Below are 20773 nucleotides of genomic sequence, written 5' to 3'. Positions count from 1 at the left end.
GCGGCCGCAACCGGCAGCCTCTTGACGCCGTCCCCCTGTATCGGAGTCACTGCACAGGACGCACGCGCGCGTGCCGGTGGTTCCACCCGCCCGCAACCCTTGCCCGCCCGATTCCTACCCGCGCCGAGCGTACGGCCGATGAACCGAAGGGAGCCCGGATGAGACTGCTGCTCGTCGAGGACGACAACCACGTGGCCGCCGCCCTGTCCGCGATCCTGGCACGGCACGGCTTCGACGTCACCCATGCGCGCAGCGGCGAGGAGGCGCTCCAGGCGCTCGTCCCCGAGGTCGACGGCTTCGGAGTCGTCCTGCTCGACCTGGGCCTGCCCGACCAGGACGGATACGAGGTGTGCGGCAAGATCCGCAAGCGCACCAGCACCCCGGTGATCATGGTCACCGCGCGGTCCGACGTCCGCTCCCGCATCCACGGCCTCAACCTCGGCGCCGACGACTACGTGGTCAAGCCGTACGACACGGGGGAGCTGCTGGCCCGGATCCACGCCGTGAGCCGGCGCACCGTCCACGAGGACGCCACCGGCAGCACCGAGACCGTCGTGCGCCTCGGGGCCGTGCGCATCGAGCTGCCGACCCGCCAGGTGAGCGTGAACGGGTCGGTGGTCCAGCTCACCCGCAAGGAGTTCGACCTGCTCGCCCTCCTCGCCCAGCGCCCCGGCGTGGTCTTCCGCCGCGAGCAGATCATCAGCGAGGTCTGGCGCACCAGCTGGGAGGGGACCGGGCGCACCCTGGAGGTGCACGTCGCCTCCCTGCGCTCCAAGCTCCACATGCCCGCGCTGATCGAGACCGTCCGCGGCGTCGGCTACCGCCTCGTCGCCCCCACCGCCCAAGGGGCCGGGTGAGCACACGCCTGCTGCCGCTGCTCATCGTCCTGATGGCGGCCGTACTGCTCGCCCTCGGTGTGCCGCTCGGCGTCAGCGTCGCGCGCGCCGAGCAGCAGAAGGTCGTCATCGACCGCATAGACGACACCGCACGCTTCGCCGCGCTCGCCCAGTTCGTCACCGAGGACGGGTCGGGCGGCTCACGCCGGACGGACACGGACGAACGCCTGGCGACCCTGCAGACCGAGCTGACCAGCTACTACGAGGTCTACGGCATCAAGGCGGGCGTCTTCTACCGCAACCACATCCCGATGGCCAACGCGCCCACGACATGGTTCCTGCCGCAGGCCGGCGAGGTGCGCGACTCCTTCGACGAGGCGCTGCTCAGCCGCCGCAGCCACGACCCCGAGCAGGTGTGGCCCTGGCAGGACGGCCGCCTGGTGGTGGCCTCCCCGGTCATCCGGGACGGCGACGTGGTCGCGGTCGTGGTCACCGAGTCGCCGACGGACTCCATGCGGTCGAGCACCCTGCGCGGCTGGCTGCTCATCGGCGCCGGGGAGTTCGCCGCGATGCTGCTCGCCGTCGGCGCCGCACTGCGGCTGACCGGCTGGGTGCTCAGGCCGGTACGGGTGCTCGACGCCACCACCCACGACATCGCCACCGGGCGGCTCAAGTCCCGCGTCGCACCGTCCGGGGGACCACCGGAACTGCGGCGCCTGGCGGGGTCCTTCAACGAGATGGCCGACCACGTGGAGGACGTGCTGGAGCAGCAGCGCGCCTTCGTCGCCGACGCCTCGCACCAGCTGCGCAATCCGCTCGCCGCGCTGCTGCTCCGCATCGAGCTGCTCGCCCTCGAACTGCCCGAGGGCAACGAGGAGATCGCCTCCGTCCAGACCGAGGGCAAGCGGCTCGCCCGGGTCCTGGACGACCTGCTCGACCTGGCCCTGGCCGAGCACAGCCAGGCCGACCTCAAGGTCACCGACGTCGGCGCGCTGACCGCCGAGCGGGTGGCGGCCTGGGCGCCGACGGCGGAGGCCAAGGGAGTACGACTGGTCGGCGACTGCCCGCCGACCACGGGCTGGGCCGACCCGGTGGCCCTGTCCAGCGCCCTGGACGCGGTCATCGACAACGCGGTGAAGTTCACGCCGCCCGACGAGACGGTGCGGGTCGAGGTCGCCTCCGCCGGGGACGCCGCCACCGTCGTCGTCACCGACAACGGTCCCGGGCTCACCGACGACGAGCTCGCGCGCGTGGGGGACCGTTTCTGGCGCAGCGGGCGGCACCAGAACGTCAACGGTTCCGGCCTGGGCCTGTCCATCTGCCGGGCGCTGCTCGCGGCGGGCGACGGTTCGATCTCCTTCGGCCACCACGAGCCGCACGGCCTTCGGGTCACGGTCAGGGTGCCCCGGACGGCGGGCACGGCCCCGGTGGAGCCGCGGCAGCCGCGTCCCTAGGGCTTGACCGACCGGTAGTAGCGCCGGGCGCCCTCGTGCAGCTCCAGCGGGTCGGTGTAGATCGCGGTGCGCAGGTCCACCAGCTGTGCGGAGTGCACGTGTGCTCCGATGCCGTCGCGGCTGTCGAGCACGGTCCGGGTCAGCCACTCGGTGAGCCGCGGATCGACGTCCGCGCGGGTCACCAGCAGGTTGGAGACCGCCATGGTGGGCACCACGGCACCGTTCTGCACGGTGGGGTAGGCGGACTCGGGCATGTTGGTGGTGCGGTAGTAGCGGGTCGCGCCGCCCGACTCGTGCAGCTCGGTGACCAGGTCCTCGCCGATGGGCACGAACCGGAACGCGGAACTCTCCGCTATCTCCTCGAGGCCGTCCGTCGGCACCCCGCCGGACCAGAAGAACGCGTCGAGCTCGTCGCCGAGGCGCCCGGGACCGGTGTCGATCCCGTCCGCCCGGGGCGTGATGCCCGTCTCCGGATCGATGCCCACGGCCTTGAGCAGCCGGGTCGCTATCAGCCGAACCCCCGAGTTGGGCAGCCCGATGGCCACCCGCTTGCCGCGCAGGTCGGCCACGGACTGGATGTCCGAGTCGCTCGGTACGACGAGCTGCACGTAGTCGTCGTAGAGCCGGGTGACCCCGCGCAGTTCCTCGGCGCCCGGACCGCCGGACAGCTTGTACGTCTCCACCGCGTCGGCCGCCGCGATCGTGAAGTCGGCCTCTCCGGACGCCACCCGTTCGACGTTCTCCTGCGAACCCGCGCTGGTCATCAGCCGCACGTTCAGATCCGGCATGTCCTTGCGCAGCTCGGTGCGCAGCAGCTCGCCGTACTTCTGGTAGACGCCCGCGCGGGTACCCGTGCTGAACGTGATCGACCCGCTCGGCGGCTTCTCTCCCAGCGGCAGCAGCCACCACAGCAGCAGCCCGAGCACGACGGCACCGGCGACCGCCCCCTGGACGGCCCGGCGCCTGCCGATACGGGAGAGCAGCGTGGACATGGGGGCGATCCTGCCAGCCCGCACCCACCCTGACCAGGGCCCCATGTCAGTGGCGGTCGCTACAGTCGTCGGCATGAGCAACACCCCGCCCGCCGAGAGCGGCACCCAGCCCGCCGGGAGCGGTACGCCGTCCGCAGGGAGCGGCACGTCGCCCGCCGACCTGGTCCGCGCCTTCCACCTCGCCTTCGGCCTGGACGCGCGCAGCACTCCGACCGAGGTCCCGCCCGCCCTCGCCGCGCACCGGGGCGAGCTGCTCGCCGAGGAGGCCGCCGAGGTGGCCGAGGTCTCGGTCGGGGGCCCGCTCGACCGGCTCGCGCACGAGCTGGCCGACGTGGTCTACGTCGCCTACGGCACGGCCCTCGTGCACGGCATCGACCTGGACGCGGTGATCGCCGAGGTCCACCGCTCCAACATGACCAAGCTGGGCCCCGACGGCCGCGTCAGCCGCCGGGCCGACGGCAAGGTCCTCAAGGGCGACCACTACGAGGCGCCGGACGTCTCGGGCGTACTGCGCCGGCAGGGGTGGACGCCTCCGACGGCCGGGACCGCGACGACGCCGGGCGCCTGAGCGAGGCGCACGACGACCCCGGCACCGTGTGCCGGGGTCGTGCGGGGGAGCCGTGGCCGGGCCGGGGTCAGTCGCCGACCGAGGCTTCCGCCTCCGCGGCCCGGGGCGTCCCCTCCGCGGGGCCGCCGGGACGGTCGGGGTTGTCGCGGCGCCGGAAGACGCGCATCGCCAGCGGCTCGGTGAAGCGTGCGGTGAGGGGGCCGAGGACGACCAGGATGAGGACGTATGCCGTGGCCAGCGGACCCAGGGACGGCTCGATGCCCGCCGAGACGGCGAGGCCCGCGATCACGATGGAGAACTCGCCGCGCGCCACCAGCGCGCCGCCCGCCCGCCAGCGGCCCTTGACGGAGATCCCGGCCCGCCGCGCCGCCCAGTACCCGGTGGCGATCTTCGTCAACGCGGTCAGCAGCGCCAGCGCCAGCGCGGGCAGCAGGACCGGCGGAATGCTGGCCGGATCCGTGTGCAGCCCGAAGAAGACGAAGAAGACCGCCGCGAACAGGTCCCGCAGCGGGCTCAGCAGCGTGTGCGCGCCCTCCGCGACCTCCCCGGACAGCGCGATGCCCACCAGGAAGGCGCCCACCGCCGCCGACACCTGGAGCTGCTGCGCCACACCGGCGACGAGGATCGTCAGGCCCAGCACCACCAGGAGCAGCTTCTCGGGGTCGTCGCTGGAGACGAAGCGGGAGATGAGCCGCCCGTAGCGCACGGCGACGAAGAGTACGAGACCGGCCGCGGCCAGCGCGATCGCCAGGGTGATGCTCCCGGTCATCAGACCGGCGCCGGCGACCAGGGCCGTGACGATCGGCAGGTACACCGCCATCGCCAGGTCCTCCAGGACCAGCACGCTCAGGATCACGGGAGTCTCGCGGTTGCCGACCCGGCCCAGGTCGCCGAGGACCTTCGCGATCACACCGGACGACGAGATCCACGTCACGCCGGCCAGGACCACGGCGGCCACCGGGCCCCAGCCCATCAGCAGCGCGGCCACCGCGCCCGGCACGGCGTTGAGCGCGCAGTCGACGAGGCCCGCCGGGTAGTGGGACTTGAGGTTGGTGACCAGGTCGCTGGCCGTGTACTCCAGGCCCAGCATCAGCAGCAGGAGGATGACGCCGATCTCGGCGCCGGTCGCGACGAACTCCTCGCTCGCACCGAGCGGGAGCAGACCGCCCTCGCCGAAGGCCAGACCGGCCAGCAGGTACAGCGGGATGGGGGACAGGCGGTAGCGGCCGGCGAACCGGCCGAGGAGCCCGAGCCCGAGGATGATGGAACCGAACTCGATCAGCAGAACCGCGGAGTGCACCGGCTCACTCCTGCCCGAGTATCGCCGCGGCGGCGTCGACGCCCTCACGGGTGCCGATGACGATCAAGGTGTCACCACCCACGAGCCGGAAGTCCGGCGCCGGGGAGGGGATCGCCTCGGCCCGCCGCAGCACCGCCACGATCGAGGCACCCGTCTCGGTCCGCATCCGGGTGTCGCCCAGCAGCCGCCCGTTCCAGCGGGAGGTGGCGGCCACCTCGATCCGCTCGGCGACCAGCCCCAGATCGGTGGTGTAGAGCAGGCTCGCGCTGTGGTGGGAGGGCTTCAGCGCGTCGATCAGCGCGCCCGCCTCGGGGCCCGTCAGCCGCAGTGAGTGGGCGCAGGAATCGGGGTCGTCGGACCGGTACACGTTGACCGTGCGGGCCCCGTCGCGGTGGGCCACCACCGACAGGTGGCGGTGCTCGCGGGTCACCAGGTCGTACTGGACCCCGATACCCGGGAGCGGCGTCGCCCTCAGGCGTGGAGCTGACACGTGCTTTCCCCTCATTCGTCCTGCGTTTGCCTGCCGCGTGGCTTGCTGCTTTTGCTGCGTTTGCGCACGTGGGTGACGTGCCCGCGACCTCGCCATGCTGCCATCCGCACGTACGGTGGCGATATGGGTGTCGTGACGGATATACGCAGCCGGTCGCGGTCGGTGAAGCTGGCCGCGGGGGTGTCGTGCGAGAAGGCCGGGAGGAGCGGGAAGAGGAACGTGTCGCTGTTCTGGCGGATCTTCTCGCTCAACGCCGCCGGCCTGGTCGTCGCCACCGCACTGCTGCTGGGACCGGTCACCGTGTCCACCCCCGTGCTGGCCGGGGAGGCCCTCGTCCTGCTGGCCGGCCTCTCGGTACTGCTCGCCGGCAACGCGGTCGTGCTTCGCATCGGACTCACCCCGCTGCACCGGCTGGGGCGGGCCATGGCCACCGCCGACCTGCTCGTGCCGGGGACCCGTCCCGAGGTCTCCGGACCGGCCGAGGCGGCGCAGCTGATCGCGACGTACAACACGATGCTGGACCGGCTCCAGGCCGAACGCGCCGCCGGTGCCGGCCGGGCCCTGGAGGCCCAGGAACGCGAACGCCACCGCATCGCCCGCGAGCTGCACGACGAGGTCGGCCAGACGCTCACCGCCGTCCTCCTCCAGCTCAAGCGCGTCGCCGACCGGGTCCCCGGCGAACTGCGCGAGGAGGTGTCCCTCGCCCAGGAGGCCACCCGGGCCGGCCTCGACGAGATCCGCCGCATCGCCCGCCGGCTGCGCCCCGGCGTCCTGGAGGAACTCGGCCTGGCCAGCGCCCTGCGCTCGCTCGCCGCCGAGTTCACCCACCACGGCCTGACCGTCCAGCACCACATCCCCGGCGACCTGCCCCCGCTCGCCCCGGAGGCCGAACTCGTGCTCTACCGGGTCGCGCAGGAAGGCCTGACCAACACCGCCCGCCACGCCGCCGCGGACCGCGCGGCGCTCACACTGCGCCCGCTGCCGCCGGCCGGGGACGGGGGCGGGGGTGTCGAACTCCTCGTCCGCGACAACGGCACCGGCCTCGGCACGGCACCCGAGGGCGCCGGCATCCGCGGGATGCGGGAGCGGGCCCTGCTGATAGGAGCCGAGATCAACTTCGCACCCGCCCCCGGAGGGGGCACCGACGTACGCCTGCGCGTCCCCGCACCGCCGGGGGACCGTTCCGCAGACCGAACCGGAGACAGCCCCTGATGTCAGCACGGCCCCCGATCCGCGTCCTGCTCGCCGACGACCACACCCTCGTACGCCGCGGCGTCCGCCTCATCCTGGACGGCGAACCCGATCTCACGGTGGTCGCGGAGGCCGGTGACGGTGCCGAAGCGGTCGCGGCCGCGCGGGCCACCGAGGTCGACCTGGCCGTCCTGGACGTCGCCATGCCCCGCATGACCGGCCTCCAGGCGGCCCGCGAACTCTCCCGCCGCCTGCCCGAGCTGCGCATCCTGATCCTGACCATGTACGACAACGAGCAGTACTTCTTCGAGGCGCTCAAGGCGGGCGCCTGCGGATACGTGCTCAAGTCCGTCGCCGACCGGGACCTGGTCGAGGCGTGCCGGGCCGCCGTGCGCGACGAGCCGTTCATCTACCCCGGCGCCGAACGGGCCCTGGTCCGCTCCTACCTCGACCGCGTGCAGGGCGGCGGGGGTCTGCCCGAGCGGCCCATCACCGAGCGCGAGGAGGAGATCCTCAAGCTGGTCGCCGAGGGCCACACCTCCAAGGAGATCGGCGAGCTGCTGTTCATCAGCGCCAAGACCGTCGAACGCCACCGCGCGAACCTCCTGCAGAAACTGGGGGTGCGGGACCGCCTGGAGCTCACCCGGTACGCGATCCGCGCGGGGCTCATCGAGCCGTAGCCGCGTCCGCGCACCAGGTCGGGCGGCGCGGCCCTCCCGCGTCGCGCCCGCGCCGGAGGCCGTGAGCCGGGCTGTCCCGGATCTCGCGGTTCCCGCGGCAGTGTGCCCGTTCGGGCCGGTCGTCCGGCGGGCGCGGGCGGCTCAGCCGGAACGGGCCGGTGGCGCCGGGCGGGGGAGCGCGCGGGGGAGCGGTCCCCGGCGCTCCCGCCCCGCGCCCGCGCCGGAGGTGGTGAGCCGCGCCCCGCCCCGCGCCCGCGGTGTGGGCCGCGCGGCCGGGAGGGGGCGGGCCGTCATCGGGCGGAGGGCGGCGTCCGGGGGCCGCGCCCGGCGGTCCCGTCCGCGCCCCCGCCGCCCGTCAGCAGCCGATCGGAGCGGAGCCCACGGCCACGTCGTCGAACCAGACCGTGTCGTCGCCGGTCGCGTAGCTCTCCCAGCCCAGCCGCAGCGCGGTCGGCCGGGGCGCGGTGCCGCGGGCGAGCCACTGCTGGTCGACGTCCTGCGTCGGCACCCCGTCGGCGTGCAGGCCGGGAACCTGCTCGTCGCCGAGCCAGGTGTCCAGATGGCCGGCCGACGTGTCGATCGCGAACCGCAGGCACTGCCAGCCGTCCGTCGCCAGCGGCCGGCTCAGCGCGACCCCGGCCGGGCTCTGCGCGGGCAGGGTGGCGTCGTCGCTCTCCCGGTTCCACTGCAGCGCGCCGTTCTGGCCGCCCACGCGCAGCGCCCGGCCGCCCTGGGCCGAGTCCGGCATCGACACGAAGGTGACGTGGGAGACCGGCAGCGCGGTGGTGTGCCGTACCCACATGCGTACGTACATCACCGGGCCGACCGCCGACAGGTCCGCGGTGTGGGCGACGAAGGCGTGGTTGCAGTAGCCGGCCCGGCCGTCCACCCGGAGCGACCTGCCGCCCTCGTGCGCCACCGTCGAGTCGACGGCGACCGAGCCCGTGCCCTGACAGTCGGGTGCGGTGAACCGCCAGTCGCCGGACGGCTCGGAACCGGCCTGGTCCTCGAAGCCCGAGCAGATCACGGCGTCACCGCACTCCGCGGACGGCGGCGGAGTGGTCGGAGGGGGCGTGGTGGGCGGCGGCGTCGTGGGCGGTGTGCCGCCGTCACCGCCGCACGTCAGGCCGTTGAGCGCGAAGTCGTCCGGCGCCGGGGCGGCGGACCGCCAGGTGCCCTGCAGCCCGAACTCGGCGGTGCCGCCCGTGGCCATCGCGCCGTTCCAGCCGGCGTCGACGGCGACGACGGACGCGCCGGTCTGGGTGACGGTCGCGTTCCACGCCGACGTCACCTGCTGATCGCCGGTGTAGGTCCAGGTCAGCCGCCAGTCGCCGACCGCGGGGCCGAGGTTGGTGATCCTGACCTGGGCGGTGTAGCCGCCCGCCCACGCGTCGACCGTGTAGTCGACGCGGCAGGCGTCCGACGCCGCACCGCTCGCGGGCATGGCCGCCAGGACCGACACGACCAGCGCGACGGCGGCCACGACGGCGGTCCAGGGCCGGCGCGGTAATCGCAGGACTCGGGTGAGCACGGGGTGCCTCCAGTGAGGAGAAGGGACGTCGATGTGTGGGAGCGCTCCCATGCATCACACCGAGTATGACGGTGTACTGTCAATACGTGCGGCGGCGATCGCCGCCTCCGCGACCGCCTACCCTTACTGCCATGAGCAGCATCGACCGGAGCCAGTCAGCGGGCGGCACGCGCACCTACGAAGTACGCACCTACGGGTGCCAGATGAACGTCCACGACTCCGAGCGATTGTCCGGTCTGCTGGAGGACGCGGGTTACGTCCGCGCCCCCGAGGGTGCCGACGGCGACGCCGACGTCGTCGTCTTCAACACCTGCGCCGTACGGGAGAACGCCGACAACAAGCTGTACGGCAACCTCGGCCACCTCGCCCCGAAGAAGGCGAGCCGCCCCGGCATGCAGATCGCGGTCGGCGGCTGCCTGGCCCAGAAGGACCGCGACACCATCGTGAAGCGGGCCCCCTGGGTGGACGTCGTCTTCGGCACCCACAACATCGGCAAGCTCCCGGTGCTGCTCGAGCGCGCCCGCGTGCAGGAAGAGGCGCAGGTCGAGATCGCCGAGTCCCTGGAGGCGTTCCCGTCCACGCTGCCCACCCGGCGCGAGAGCGCCTACGCGGCCTGGGTCTCCATCTCCGTCGGCTGCAACAACACGTGCACCTTCTGCATCGTCCCCGCACTGCGCGGCAAGGAGAAGGATCGCCGTCCCGGCGACATCCTCGCGGAGGTCGAGGCCCTGGTCGCCGAGGGCGTCAGCGAGATCACCCTGCTCGGGCAGAACGTCAACGCCTACGGCTCCGACATCGGCGACCGCGAGGCGTTCAGCAAGCTGCTGCGCGCCTGCGGGACCATCGAGGGCCTGGAGCGCGTCCGCTTCACCTCGCCGCACCCGCGCGACTTCACCGACGACGTCATCGCCGCCATGGCCGAGACGCCGAACGTGATGCCGCAGCTGCACATGCCGCTCCAGTCCGGCTCCGACCCGGTGCTCAAGGCGATGCGCCGCTCGTACCGGCAGGAGCGCTACCTGGGGATCATCGAGAAGGTGCGGGCCGCCATCCCGCACGCGGCGATCACCACCGACATCATCGTGGGCTTCCCCGGCGAGACCGAGGAGGACTTCCAGCAGACCCTGCACGTGGTGCGCGAGGCCCGCTTCGCCCAGGCCTTCACCTTCCAGTACTCGAAGCGCCCCGGAACCCCGGCCGCCGAGATGGACGGCCAGATCCCCAAGGCGGTCGTCCAGGAGCGCTACGAGCGCCTCGTCGCCCTCCAGGAGGAGATCTCCTGGGAGGAGAACAAGAAGCAGGTCGGCCGCACCCTGGAGCTCATGGTCGCCGAGGGCGAGGGCCGCAAGGACGGAACCACCCACCGCCTCTCCGGCCGTGCCCCCGACAACCGCCTCGTGCACTTCACCAAGCCCGAGCAGGAGGTGCGCCCCGGCGACGTGGTGACCGTCGAGATCACCTATGCCGCCCCGCATCATCTCCTCGCCGAGGGCGCGGTGCTCGATGTGCGCCGCACGCGCGCGGGCGACGCCTGGGAGAAGCGGAACACGGCCGAGCAGGCCAAGCCGGCCGGCGTGCTCCTCGGGCTGCCGAAGATCGGCGTTCCCGAGCCCCAGCCGGCCGTGGCGGGCGGCTGCGGCTGCGACTGACCGCAGGGGGTGCCGCCGGGGGTGGCGGCACGGGGATACGCTGCCGATCATGCTTGTCGCCGCCGCCGTCTGTCCCTGCCCGCCGCTCCTCGTACCGGAGGTCGCCGCGGGTGCCGCACCCGAGCTGGACGCCGCACGTGCCGCGTGCGCGGACGCGCTGGGCGTGCTCGCCGCGTCCCGGCCCGACCGGCTCGTGGTCGTCGGCCCCGCGGACACCGCCGGCCCCGAGGTCTGCCCGCAGGGTGCGCCGGGCTCCTTCCGCGGCTTCGGCGTCGAGCTGGACGTGTACCTTGGCGCCGACGTCGGCGACGCGCGCGGTCCCGTCCTGCCGTACGGACTGGCCGTGGGCGCCTGGCTGCTCGGCAGGGCCGGGTGGACCGACGCCCCCGTCGAGGGCATCGGGGTGGGAGAAGCGCTGCCCGCCGAGCGCTGTGCCGCCGTGGGCCGGGACATCGCCGCCCGGGCCGGACGGACCGCGCTGCTGGTGCTGGGCGACGCCAGCGCCTGCCGCACGCTCAAGGCACCCGGGTACCTCGACGAGCGGGCGGCGCCCTTCGACGCGGAGGTGGGGCGGGCCCTGGGCGCGGCCGACCCGGCCGCCCTCCTGGCCCTGGACGTCGCACTGGCCCGTGAGCTGAAGGTTTCCGGCCGGGCGCCCTGGCAGGTCCTGGCCGGTGCGGCCGAGGGCACGGACCTCGCCGGCACGCTGCTCTACGAGGACGCGCCCTACGGGGTCGGGTACGTGGCGGCCACTTGGTCCTAGCGGCTGGGAGTGGCCGTAGCGCCGGGTGGGCACGCGCGCGTGCGGAGTGTGCAGTCCCGCGCGGGCCGGGTCACGCGGGCGCGAAGGCGTCCCCACGGGCAGGCTCACGCGCCCGTGGGCACGCGGGCATACGCGGCGGACCGGCCCGATCCGGCCTCCGGACCGTTGCCCACGCGCCCACGTGCCCAGTTGCTCACGTGCCTAGGCGCTGAAGCGCCGACGTGCCGACGCCGTCAGGAAGCCGGAGGCGGTCCCGCCGGAGGGGTGGTGCCGCCGGGCGTTCCGCCGGGGGCGCCGCCGCCTCTCTCCTCGCCGCCCTCGGCATCCTTGTGAGCGAGACGGTCCATGGCGCCCTTGGCCTTGCCGGTGCCCGTCTGGATGCGGTCGCTGTACTTGCCCTTGGTCCGTTCGTCGACGGTCCGCGCCACCCTGTCGAGACCGCGGTCGATCTTGTCGCCGTGCTGCTGCGCGAGGTCGGAGACCTTGCCCTTCGCCGGTTCCAGTCTGGCCTTCAAGTTGTCCAGGAGACCCATGGTTCGCCTTCCCTCGCGGGGCAGTCAGGTGCGGGCGCCCTTGTCGGCCTCGTTGTCGACGGCCTCCCCGGCCGACTGCTGCTTGGGGATGCCGACGCTCTCCGAGTCGCCGCCCTCGGCGGTGGCCCCGGCGGCGTCGTCGGTCTCCGCCGTGTTCCGGGGACCGGCGTCGGTCGTCTCAGCCGCCTCGGCCGTGCTCGCTTCCGCGGCACCCTCGGTGTCCGGGGTGTCCGAGGTGTCGGTCCGCGGCTCGGCGACCGACGTCTCCTCGGTGTTCTTCGACCTCCGAAAAAGCCGTGCAAAAACGCCCATATCAACTCCATACGTTACTCGTGCGGGCGAAATCCCGCGGCGTCCGGTGCGTCCGTTTGCGTGGCCGGGGCCATGACCCGGTGGTCCGGGGAGCGGGAACCTCGCAACGGGCAACGACTCCGGTCGCGGACCGTCACGTAACTCGTTCGAGGGCCGGCTGAGAGGTTTGCGAGACTGGAGCGGTGAGCAGCGCACCCCCCGCCCCCCGCGTCATCGCCGTAGTCGGACCCACCGCGGCCGGAAAGTCCGATCTGGGCGTCTTCCTGGCCGAGCGGCTCGGCGGCGAGGTCGTCAACGCCGACTCCATGCAGCTCTACCGTGGGATGGACATCGGCACCGCCAAGCTGACGCCCCGGGAACGCGGTGGCGTCCCGCACCATCTGCTGGACGTCTGGGACGTGACGGTCACGGCGTCCGTCGCCGAGTACCAGCGCCTCGCGCGGGAACGGATCGACGCGCTGCTCGCCGAGGGGCGCTGGCCGGTCCTCGTCGGCGGCTCCGGCCTCTATGTGCGCGGTGCCGTCGACAACCTGGAGTTCCCCGGCACCGACCCCGAGGTCAGGGCCCGTCTCGAGGAGGAGCTGGCGCGGTACGGCTCGGGTGCCCTGCACGCCCGCCTCGCCGCGGCCGACCCGGAGGCGGGGAGGGCCATCCTGGCCGGCAACGGCCGTCGCATCGTGCGCGCCCTCGAGGTGATCGAGATCACCGGCAAGCCCTTCACCGCCAACCTCCCCGGCCACGACTCCGTCTACGACACCGTGCAGATCGGCGTCGACGTGGCACGCCCCGAACTGCACGAGCGCATCGCCCGGCGCGTCGACCGGATGTGGGAGGCGGGTCTGGTCGACGAGGTGCGGGCGCTGGAGGCGCAGGGGTTGCGCGAGGGGCGCACCGCGTCGCGCGCGCTCGGCTACCAGCAGGTCCTCGCGGCCCTCGCCGGCGAATGCACGCTGGAGGAGGCGCGCGACGAAACCGTCCGTGCCACCAAGCGCTTCGCGCGCCGTCAGGATTCGTGGTTCAGGCGCGACCCGCGGGTGCACTGGCTGAGTGGGGGTGTGGCGGACCGCACGGAACTTCCGCGGCTCGCCCTGTCGTTGGTCGAACGACCGGTTACAGCCTGATCACGTGATGGCATCGGGACGCCCCGGCCGTCATCGGGGCCTTCGGCGGCGTGCCATCATCGAGCTTCGATCGACCGAGTGAGTCCTAGTTGGGAGGGCGCGTGGCGATGGAGGCCGGCCCTCGCGACACCGCACCGAGCACCGAGCACGGCACCGCCGACCGCGGCGGCCCGGAGCCGGACGGCGGCGCCCTCAACCCGGACGGTCCCGACGAGACGCCGGAGGGCGTCACCGCGGACGGACCCGAGCCCGACGAGATGTACGGCGACGAGGTCGAGGTCGAGCTGCGTCCCCAGCGCCGGCTGCGGCTGTGGCAGCTCGCCCCCATCGTGTGTCTGGCCGCGGTCGGCTCCCTGATGTTCGCCTTCCCCCTCGCCTTCGACTTCGGCGACAGCGGCGCCGTGATCGCGATGCTGGGCCTGCTGATCTGCTCCTGCGCGGCCGGCTGGGGCATGATGGCCGCCCGCCGGGTCGGCTACACCTGGCCGGGTCTGCCCCAGCGGGGATCGGAGCGCCGTGCCGAGTGGCGGACGATCCTCGTGTACGCCCTGGCGGTCGCCGCGGTCGTCGTCCTGGCCGTGTGGCGGGTCGCCCGCCTGCGGAGCTGACGGACCGCCCCGTCCGAGCGCCCGGCCGCCCCTCGTCGTCGCGGGGTGCTCACCCCGTACGATCGAGGAATGAGCACGCGGATCGCCTTCCTCAAGGGTCACGGCACCGAGAACGACTTCGTGATCGTTCCCGACCCGGAGAACGCCCTCGACCTGCCCCCCGCCGCCGTCGCCGCGCTGTGCGACCGCCGCGCGGGTCTCGGCGGGGACGGACTGCTGCACGTGGTGCGCTCCGCGGCCCACCCCGAGGCCAGGGGCATGGCCGCCGAGGCGGAGTGGTTCATGGACTACCGCAACGGCGACGGCTCCGTCGCCGAGATGTGCGGCAACGGCGTGCGGGTCTTCGCCCGCTACCTCCAGCGCGCCGGGCACGTCTCCGAAGGCGACCTGGCCATCGCGACGCGCGGGGGAGTCAAGCGCGTGCACATCGCCAAGGCGGGGTCCGGCAGCGGCTCGGCCGAGGGTGACGTCACCGTCGGCATGGGCCGCGCGCTGCTCCCCGAGGGCGAGGTCGAGGTGAGCGTGGGCGAGCGCACCTGGCCCGCGCGGAACGTGAACATGGGCAACCCGCACGCGGTCGCCTTCGTCGCCGACCTGGCCCACGCCGGAGACCTGTACGCTCCGCCGCCCTTCGAGCCCGCCGGCGCCTACCCGGACGGGGTCAACGTCGAGTTCGTGGTCGACCGGGGTCCCGCCCACGTGGCGATGCGGGTGCACGAGCGCGGCTCCGGGGAGACCCGCTCCTGCGGCACCGGCGCCTGTGCCGTCGCCGTCGCCACCGCCCGCCAGGACGGCGTCGACCCGGCGGTCACCGGCACCCCGGTCACCTACACCGTCGACGTGCCCGGCGGCACCCTGGTGATCACCGAGCGCCCCGACGGCGAGATCGAGATGACGGGCCCCGCGGTGATCGTGGCGGAGGGCGAGTTCGACTCCGCCTGGCTGGAAGGGGTACTCGCCTGAACCACAGCCCGGTCAACCACCGCGCGGTGACCGCGACCGCGGTGACCACCACTGACGTGACCACCACCGCGGTGAACCGAAGCCCGGTCCATGACACTCAGTGCGAAAACGTAAACCCTCGGACCATCGCTCGAATGGGTGATCCGTTTCACGCTCGGCGAGAGGCGGTCGGCCGCACGTGATGGGCTCGATAGCATCAAGCACCGGCCCGGACGGGGGACCGACACCATCCCCTGAGCCGTGTCCGCCCTGGGATTCCCCGTCCGCCGGTCCGCGCAGCCGGAGGTGCCCATGAATGCGGAGGCCGTGAACCCGACGAGCCCGGGCCCTGTGCCGCCCGCGGCCACCGGCGCCGTGACCCCGGCGCCCCGCAGGAAGGCCCGCCCCCGGATCGACCTGCGCCGACTGGGCCGCGCCGCCCTGCTCGGCTCCGCCACCCGCAGCCGGGCGCTGCCCGACGCCATCGGCCACGTGGTCGAGGCCCACCGCGCCCACCACCCCGACGCCGACCTCGACCCGCTGCGCCGCGCCTACGTCCTGGCGGAGTCCTCGCACCGGGGCCAGATGCGCAAGAGCGGCGAGCCGTACATCACCCACCCCCTCGCCGTCACCCTGATCCTCGCCGAACTCGGCGCCGAGACCACCACCCTGACCGCCTCCCTCCTCCACGACACCGTCGAGGACACCGAGGTCACGCTCGACCAGGTCGGCGAGGAGTTCGGCGCCGAGGTCCGCTACCTCGTCGACGGCGTCACCAAACTGGAGAAGGTCGACTACGGCGCCGCCGCCGAGCCCGAGACCTTCCGCAAGATGCTCCTCGCCACCGGCAACGACGTCCGGGTGATGTCGATCAAACTCGCCGACCGGCTGCACAACATGCGCACCCTCGGCGTCATGCGCCGCGAGAAGCAGGAACGCATCGCCAAGGTCACCCGCGACGTCCTCATCCCGCTCGCCGAACGGCTCGGCGTGCAGGCGCTCAAGTCCGAGCTGGAGGACCTCGTCTTCGCGGTCATGCACCCCGAGGAGTACGCGCACACCCGGGAGCTGGTCCACGAGAACGCCGCCCGCACGGACGACCCGCTCGCCGCGGTCGCCGACGAGGTGCGCGGAGTGCTGCGCGAGGCCGACATCCAGGCCGAAGTCCTCATCCGCCCGCGCCACTTCGTCTCCGTGCACCGCGTCTCGCGCAAGCGCGGCACGCTGCGCGGCGCGGACTTCGGCCGCCTCCTGGTACTCGTCCAGGAGGACGCCGACTGCTACGCCGTCCTCGGTGAGCTGCACACCTGTATGACGCCGGTCGTCTCGGAGTTCAAGGACTTCATCGCCGTTCCCAAGTTCAACCTCTACCAGTCGCTGCACACGGCGGTGGCCCGTGCGGAGGACGGCCAGGTCGTCGAGGTCCTCATCCGCACCCACCAGATGCACAAGGTCGCCGAGGCCGGTGTGGTCGCGCTCGGCAACCCGTACGCCCAGCCGTCCGAGGAACAGAGCGCGGGCGACGGCGAGCGCGCCGACCCCACCCGCCCGGGCTGGCTCTCCCGGCTGCTCGACTGGCAGCGCGGCGCCCCGGACCCCGACACCTTCTGGTCCACCCTCCGCGAGGACCTCGCCCAGGACCGCGAGATCACCGTCTTCCGCCCCGACGGCGGCACCCTCGGTCTCCCCGACGGCGCGACCTGCGTCGACGCCGCCTACGCCCAGTACGGCGAGGACGCGCACGCCACCATCGGCGCCCGGGTCAACGGCCGGCTGGCGCCCATGAGCACGGTGCTGCGGGACGGTGACACCGTGCAGCTCCTGATGGGCCAGGACCCCGCCTCCGAGCCCGCCAGACAGTGGCTGGAGCACGCCCACACGCCCGCCGCGCGGATCGCCATCCAGCGCAGGCTCGCGGCCCACCCGGAACCGGAGCCCGAGGCGGAGGGCCCGGCACGCGGCCCCGCCGCACCCGGGGCCCACGCCCACCCCGGCGCGTCGAGGCCGGCCGCGGAGACCCCGCCCGCACGCCCGGCCTCGGCCGACGTCCTCGTCGACCCCCCGGGCGCCACCGTGCGGCTGGCGGGCTGCTGCACCCCCGTACCGCCGGACGAGATCACCGGGTTCGCCGTGCGCGGGGGAGTGGTGACCGTGCACCGCGCGCAGTGCGCCGTGGTGACGCGCATGAAGAACGCCGGCCGCGCGGAGATCGGGGTGCGCTGGGGAGAGAGCACCGGCTGCCGGGTGACCCTGCTCGCCGAATCGTTCGGCCGCCCGCACCTCCTGGCCGACCTCACCGAGGCCATGGCCCTCGAAGGCGCCGAAATCGTCTCCGCGACCGTCGAGCCCCCGGACCGTCAGCGTGTCCGGCACAGCTACACCGTCGTCCTCCCGGACGCGGCCCGGCTGCCCGCCCTGATGCGCGCCATGCGCGACGTGGCCGGCGTGTACGACGTCAGCCGTGCCCAACCCCAGCCGACGGGCGCCTGAACCGGCCCCCCGCCTCTGAACAGCCGTCTGAGCCGGCACACCGCGCGGGGACCCGTTCGGGTGCCGTGGGCGCGCGCCGTCGCCGCACCGCACGCGCGCGCTGATAGCCGTGGGGGATGCTGCACACCCCTCACGCCCCGACTCCGCGACCCCGCGCACGCTCCCGGCGCCGGCTCAGGGCCGCGGCGCTGCTCGCCTCCGCCGTCTCCGTCTGCCTGATCGCCGCGAGCGCACCGCCGACCCCGCTGGGCGTCGGCGACCGCCTCTTCCCGCAGCTGGGCAACCCCGGCTACGACGTGACGGCGTACGACCTCTCCTTCACCTACTCCGGCGACAACGGCAAGCCGCTGAAGGCCGTCACCACCATCGACGCCCGGACCACCGCCGACCTGGACCGGATCAACCTCGACTTCGCCCACGGAAAGGTCGACTCCGTCGAGGTCGACGGGGAGCCCGCCGGCTTCGCCACCGCCGGCGAGGACCTCGTCGTCACGCCCGAGGACGAGCTCGACGAGGGCGATCGGACGCGGATCACGGTGCGGCACAGCAGCGACCCCGTGTACCCCGAGGACCGCCCGGGCGGCTGGGTGCGCACCGCCGACGGACTCGCCATGGCCAACCAGGCGGACGTCGCCCACCTGGTGTTCCCCTGCAACGACCACCCCTCCGACAAGGCGCGGTTCACCTTCCGCATCACGGCCCCCGACGGGCTCACGGCCGTCGCGAACGGCCTGCCGGCGGACGTGGACCGTGCCGGCGGCTCGACCACCTGGACCTACCGGACCGGGCACCCCATGGCCACCGAGCTGGCCCAGGTGTCCATCGGCCGCTCCACCGTGCTGCACCGCACGGGCCCGCACGGACTGCCGGTGAGGGACGTCGTGCCGACGCAGCACCGCGCGGTGCTCGAACCGTGGCTGGAGAAGACCCCCGGCCAGATCGCGTGGATGGAGGAGAAGGTCGGGCGCTACCCCTTCGAGACCTACGGCCTGCTCATGGCCGACGCCACCACCGGCTTCGAGCTCGAGACCCAGACGCTCACCCTCTTCGAGCGGGAGCTGTTCACCGAGCCGGCCTACCCGAAGTGGTACGTCGAGTCGATCATGGTGCACGAGCTGGCCCACTCGTGGTTCGGCAACAGCGTCAGCCCGGCCACCTGGTCCGACCTGTGGCTCAACGAGGGACACGCCACCTGGTACGAGGCGCTGTACGCGGAGGAGACCGCGGACAGGCCCATGGAGGCCCGCATGAAGGCCGCCTACGGCGCCTCCGACCGCTGGCGCACGGCGGGCGGCCCCCCGGCGGCTCCGAAGCCGCCGAAGAACGGCAGCAAGACCGGGATCTTCCGCTCCAACGTCTACGACGGGGCCGCGCTCGTGCTCTACGCCCTGCGCGAGGAGATCGGCCGCCCCGCCTTCGAACGCGTCGAGCGCGCGTGGGTCGCCCGCAACCAGGACGGCACGGCGACGACCGCCGACTTCGTCCGGCTCGCCTCCGGGATCGCCGGCCGCGACCTGGGCGGCTTCTTCCAGGCCTGGCTGTACGGGGAGAAGACCCCGCCGATGCCCGGCCACCCGGACTGGAAGCAGACCCCCGCCGCGAAGACTCCCGAGAAGGCCCCCGCCAAGGCGGCCCACAGGACGCACGCGGAATAAGCCGGTGACGAGACGGCCCGTGCCGTGCGACCATCTTCGGGACGGCGCGGTGCGGGCCCCGGGAATCTCCCAGGCGGTTCGCACGTTGTACACCGTGTCGCGGCTCGTGTGCCGCGCCCACCGTTTCCGAACTGCGTAAGGAACCAATGACCTCCTCTTCTTCCCCCTCCCAGGACACCAAGCGTCTCGCGCAGACCTATCCCGAGGGCCTCCGGGCCGATGCCCTGATGGAAGAGGACGTCGCCTGGAGCCACGAGACCGACTCCCAGTGGGACGGCGAGCAGTTCGACCGCTCCGACCGCGCGGCCCTGCGCCGCGTGGCGGGCCTCTCCACCGAGCTCGAGGACGTCACCGAGGTCGAGTACCGCCAGCTCCGCCTGGAGCGGGTCGTCCTCGTCGGCGTGTGGACCTCGGGCACCGTGCAGGACGCGGAGAACTCCCTCGCGGAGCTCGCCGCCCTCGCCGAGACCGCGGGCGCCCTCGTGCTCGACGGCGTGATCCAGCGCCGCGACAAGCCCGACGCCGCCACCTACATCGGCTCCGGCAAGGCCCAGGAACTGCGGGACGTCGTGCTCGAGACCGGGGCGGACACCGTCATCTGCGACGGTGAGCTGAGCCCGGGCCAGCTGATCCACCTCGAGGACGTCGTCAAGGTCAAGGTCATCGACCGCACGGCCCTGATCCTGGACATCTTCGCCCAGCACGCCAAGTCCCGAGAGGGCAAGGCGCAGGTCGCGCTCGCGCAGATGCAGTACATGCTGCCCAGGCTGCGCGGCTGGGGACAGTCGCTGTCCCGGCAGATGGGCGGCGGCAAGGGCGGCGGCCTCGCCACCCGTGGCCCGGGTGAGACCAAGATCGAGACGGACCGGCGACGGATCCGCGAGAAGATGGCGAAGATGCGCCGTGAGATCGCGGAGATGAAGACCGGCCGCGAGATCAAGCGCCAGGAACGCAAGCGCCACAAGGTGCCCTCCGTCGCCATCGCGGGCTACACCAACGCGGGCAAGTCCTCGCTGCTCAACCGTCTCACGGGCGCGGGCGTCCTGGTGGAGAACGCGCTGTTCGCCACCCTCGACCCGACCGTGCGCCGCGCGGAGACGCCGAGCGGCCGCCTGTACACCCTGGCCGACACCGTCGGCTTCGTCCGGCACCTGCCGCACCACCTGGTCGAGGCGTTCCGCTCCACGATGGAGGAGGTCGGCGACTCCGACCTGATCCTGCACGTGGTCGACGGTTCGCACCCCGTCCCGGAGGAGCAGCTGGCCGCCGTGCGCGAGGTGATCAGGGACGTCGGCGCCACCGACGTGCCCGAGATCGTCGTCATCAACAAGGCCGACATGGCCGACCCGCTGGTGCTCCAGCGGCTGCTGCGGGTCGAGAAGCGGTCCATCGCGGTCTCGGCGCGCACCGGTCAGAACATCGACCAGCTGCTCGCGCTCATCGACAACGAGCTGCCGCGTCCCTCGGTCGAGATCGAGGCCCTCGTGCCGTACACCCAGGGCAAGCTGGTGGCCCGCGCCCACGACGAGGGCGAGGTGATCTCCGAGGAGCACACCCCGGAGGGCACCCTGCTCAAGGTCCGGGTGCACGAGGAACTGGCGGCGGAGCTGACGCCGTACGTCCCGGCGCCGCTCGCCTGAGACGCGCGCGGCGTACAG

General features: G+C 73.1%; 19 protein-coding genes. 13 read left to right on the top strand and 6 right to left on the bottom strand.

The genetic code is table 11. The features are described 5' to 3' along the window. Positions 1-158: 158 nt before the first annotated feature. Complete coding sequence (locus tag NI25_RS10400) at positions 159-857, top strand: response regulator transcription factor (RefSeq protein WP_061442195.1); 699 nt, start codon at positions 159-161, stop codon at positions 855-857. Next, positions 854-2290 (top strand): sensor histidine kinase, encoded by a 1437-nt coding sequence (locus NI25_RS10395; protein ID WP_061442194.1) that lies wholly within the window; start codon positions 854-856, stop codon positions 2288-2290. The genes NI25_RS10400 and NI25_RS10395 overlap by 4 nt, the downstream gene beginning before the upstream one ends. On the opposite strand, the gene NI25_RS10390 is transcribed toward NI25_RS10395, so the two are convergent. Beyond that, on the bottom strand, positions 2287-3282 hold the full coding sequence (locus NI25_RS10390; RefSeq protein WP_061442193.1) for a TAXI family TRAP transporter solute-binding subunit: 996 nt from the start codon (positions 3280-3282) through the stop codon (positions 2287-2289). The two genes, NI25_RS10395 and NI25_RS10390, sit on opposite strands and share 4 nt — an antisense overlap. A gap of 73 nt (positions 3283-3355) precedes the next feature. On the opposite strand from NI25_RS10390, the gene NI25_RS10385 reads away from it, so the two are divergent. Beyond that, the gene (locus NI25_RS10385) at positions 3356-3850 is read left to right on the top strand and encodes a MazG nucleotide pyrophosphohydrolase domain-containing protein (RefSeq protein WP_078884585.1); all 495 of its coding nucleotides are present in this window, start codon (positions 3356-3358) and stop codon (positions 3848-3850) included. A gap of 67 nt (positions 3851-3917) precedes the next feature. Here the strand turns inward: NI25_RS10385 and NI25_RS10380 are convergent, their stop codons facing one another. Together NI25_RS10380 and NI25_RS10375 are read right to left on the bottom strand one after the other, a co-directional pair. Continuing rightward, positions 3918-5150, bottom strand: a complete 1233-nt coding sequence (locus tag NI25_RS10380; protein ID WP_061442192.1) for a cation:proton antiporter — start codon at positions 5148-5150, stop codon at positions 3918-3920. 4 nt (positions 5151-5154) lie between these two features. Then, positions 5155-5640 carry a cation:proton antiporter regulatory subunit gene (locus NI25_RS10375; RefSeq protein WP_061442191.1) on the bottom strand — a complete coding sequence of 162 codons (486 nt, stop codon included), beginning with the start codon at positions 5638-5640 and terminating at the stop codon, positions 5155-5157. 123 nt (positions 5641-5763) lie between these two features. On the opposite strand from NI25_RS10375, the gene NI25_RS10370 reads away from it, so the two are divergent. Both NI25_RS10370 and NI25_RS10365 read left to right on the top strand, forming a co-directional pair. Then, positions 5764-6852: a HAMP domain-containing sensor histidine kinase gene (locus NI25_RS10370; RefSeq protein WP_061442190.1), complete on the top strand. Its 1089-nt coding sequence runs from the start codon at positions 5764-5766 to the stop codon at positions 6850-6852. Further along, positions 6852-7511, top strand: a complete 660-nt coding sequence (locus tag NI25_RS10365; protein ID WP_059297894.1) for a response regulator — start codon at positions 6852-6854, stop codon at positions 7509-7511. The genes NI25_RS10370 and NI25_RS10365 overlap by 1 nt, the downstream gene beginning before the upstream one ends. 355 nt (positions 7512-7866) lie before the next feature. Here the strand turns inward: NI25_RS10365 and NI25_RS10360 are convergent, their stop codons facing one another. After that, positions 7867-9042 carry a cellulose-binding domain-containing protein gene (locus NI25_RS10360; RefSeq protein ID WP_078884584.1) on the bottom strand — a complete coding sequence of 392 codons (1176 nt, stop codon included), beginning with the start codon at positions 9040-9042 and terminating at the stop codon, positions 7867-7869. 131 nt (positions 9043-9173) lie between these two features. On the opposite strand from NI25_RS10360, the gene miaB reads away from it, so the two are divergent. After that, on the top strand, positions 9174-10691 hold the full coding sequence (miaB, locus tag NI25_RS10355; RefSeq protein WP_061442188.1) for a tRNA (N6-isopentenyl adenosine(37)-C2)-methylthiotransferase MiaB: 1518 nt from the start codon (positions 9174-9176) through the stop codon (positions 10689-10691). A gap of 49 nt (positions 10692-10740) precedes the next feature. After that, positions 10741-11454, top strand: a complete 714-nt coding sequence (locus tag NI25_RS10350; RefSeq protein WP_061442187.1) for a class III extradiol dioxygenase subunit B-like domain-containing protein — start codon at positions 10741-10743, stop codon at positions 11452-11454. A gap of 233 nt (positions 11455-11687) precedes the next feature. Here the strand turns inward: NI25_RS10350 and NI25_RS10345 are convergent, their stop codons facing one another. Both NI25_RS10345 and NI25_RS10340 read right to left on the bottom strand, forming a co-directional pair. Next, on the bottom strand, positions 11688-11987 hold the full coding sequence (locus tag NI25_RS10345; protein WP_061442186.1) for an antitoxin: 300 nt from the start codon (positions 11985-11987) through the stop codon (positions 11688-11690). Between the two features lie 24 nt (positions 11988-12011). Beyond that, positions 12012-12299, bottom strand: coding sequence for a hypothetical protein (locus NI25_RS10340; RefSeq protein ID WP_061442185.1), 288 nt, complete (start codon positions 12297-12299; stop codon positions 12012-12014). A gap of 182 nt (positions 12300-12481) precedes the next feature. On the opposite strand from NI25_RS10340, the gene miaA reads away from it, so the two are divergent. The 6 genes from miaA (at position 12482) to hflX (ending at position 20755) form a co-directional block, all read left to right on the top strand. Then, positions 12482-13420: a tRNA (adenosine(37)-N6)-dimethylallyltransferase MiaA gene (gene miaA, locus NI25_RS10335; protein ID WP_061442184.1), complete on the top strand. Its 939-nt coding sequence runs from the start codon at positions 12482-12484 to the stop codon at positions 13418-13420. Between the two features lie 107 nt (positions 13421-13527). Then, positions 13528-14028: a hypothetical protein gene (locus NI25_RS10330; protein ID WP_061442183.1), complete on the top strand. Its 501-nt coding sequence runs from the start codon at positions 13528-13530 to the stop codon at positions 14026-14028. Positions 14029-14097: 69 nt separating this feature from the next. Next, a complete protein-coding gene (gene dapF, locus NI25_RS10325; RefSeq protein ID WP_061442182.1) occupies positions 14098-14991 on the top strand; it encodes a diaminopimelate epimerase in 894 nt (297 codons plus the stop codon). A 291-nt stretch (positions 14992-15282) separates the two neighbouring features. After that, positions 15283-17460 carry a RelA/SpoT family protein gene (locus NI25_RS10320; protein WP_061442181.1) on the top strand — a complete coding sequence of 726 codons (2178 nt, stop codon included), beginning with the start codon at positions 15283-15285 and terminating at the stop codon, positions 17458-17460. A gap of 116 nt (positions 17461-17576) precedes the next feature. Continuing rightward, the gene (locus tag NI25_RS10315) at positions 17577-19115 is read left to right on the top strand and encodes a M1 family metallopeptidase (protein WP_061442180.1); all 1539 of its coding nucleotides are present in this window, start codon (positions 17577-17579) and stop codon (positions 19113-19115) included. A gap of 146 nt (positions 19116-19261) precedes the next feature. Beyond that, on the top strand, positions 19262-20755 hold the full coding sequence (hflX, locus tag NI25_RS10310; RefSeq protein ID WP_061442179.1) for a GTPase HflX: 1494 nt from the start codon (positions 19262-19264) through the stop codon (positions 20753-20755). The last annotated feature ends 18 nt before the right edge of the window (positions 20756-20773 follow it).

Source organism: Streptomyces sp. CCM_MD2014, assembly GCF_000772045.1.
GTDB classification, from domain to species: domain Bacteria; phylum Actinomycetota; class Actinomycetes; order Streptomycetales; family Streptomycetaceae; genus Streptomyces; species Streptomyces salinarius.
The sequence above is the reverse complement of the archived record's forward strand: the minus strand, read 5'-3'. Positions and strand labels throughout refer to the sequence as shown.

Bases quoted from the DNA above. Each gene is read 5' to 3' on its own strand.
- NI25_RS10400 (WP_061442195.1), top strand. From the start codon at position 159: ATGAGACTGCTGCTCGTCGAGGACGACAACCACGTGGCCGCCGCCCTG.
- NI25_RS10390 (WP_061442193.1), bottom strand. From the start codon at position 3,282: ATGTCCACGCTGCTCTCCCGTATCGGCAGGCGCCGGGCCGTCCAGGGG.
- NI25_RS10385 (WP_078884585.1), top strand. From the start codon at position 3,356: ATGAGCAACACCCCGCCCGCCGAGAGCGGCACCCAGCCCGCCGGGAGC.
- NI25_RS10370 (WP_061442190.1), top strand. From the start codon at position 5,764: ATGGGTGTCGTGACGGATATACGCAGCCGGTCGCGGTCGGTGAAGCTG.
- NI25_RS10365 (WP_059297894.1), top strand. From the start codon at position 6,852: ATGTCAGCACGGCCCCCGATCCGCGTCCTGCTCGCCGACGACCACACC.
- miaB (WP_061442188.1), top strand. From the start codon at position 9,174: ATGAGCAGCATCGACCGGAGCCAGTCAGCGGGCGGCACGCGCACCTAC.
- NI25_RS10350 (WP_061442187.1), top strand. From the start codon at position 10,741: ATGCTTGTCGCCGCCGCCGTCTGTCCCTGCCCGCCGCTCCTCGTACCG.
- NI25_RS10345 (WP_061442186.1), bottom strand. From the start codon at position 11,987: ATGGGTCTCCTGGACAACTTGAAGGCCAGACTGGAACCGGCGAAGGGC.
- NI25_RS10340 (WP_061442185.1), bottom strand. From the start codon at position 12,299: ATGGGCGTTTTTGCACGGCTTTTTCGGAGGTCGAAGAACACCGAGGAG.
- NI25_RS10330 (WP_061442183.1), top strand. From the start codon at position 13,528: ATGGAGGCCGGCCCTCGCGACACCGCACCGAGCACCGAGCACGGCACC.
- dapF (WP_061442182.1), top strand. From the start codon at position 14,098: ATGAGCACGCGGATCGCCTTCCTCAAGGGTCACGGCACCGAGAACGAC.
- NI25_RS10320 (WP_061442181.1), top strand. From the start codon at position 15,283: ATGAATGCGGAGGCCGTGAACCCGACGAGCCCGGGCCCTGTGCCGCCC.
- NI25_RS10315 (WP_061442180.1), top strand. From the start codon at position 17,577: ATGCTGCACACCCCTCACGCCCCGACTCCGCGACCCCGCGCACGCTCC.
- hflX (WP_061442179.1), top strand. From the start codon at position 19,262: ATGACCTCCTCTTCTTCCCCCTCCCAGGACACCAAGCGTCTCGCGCAG.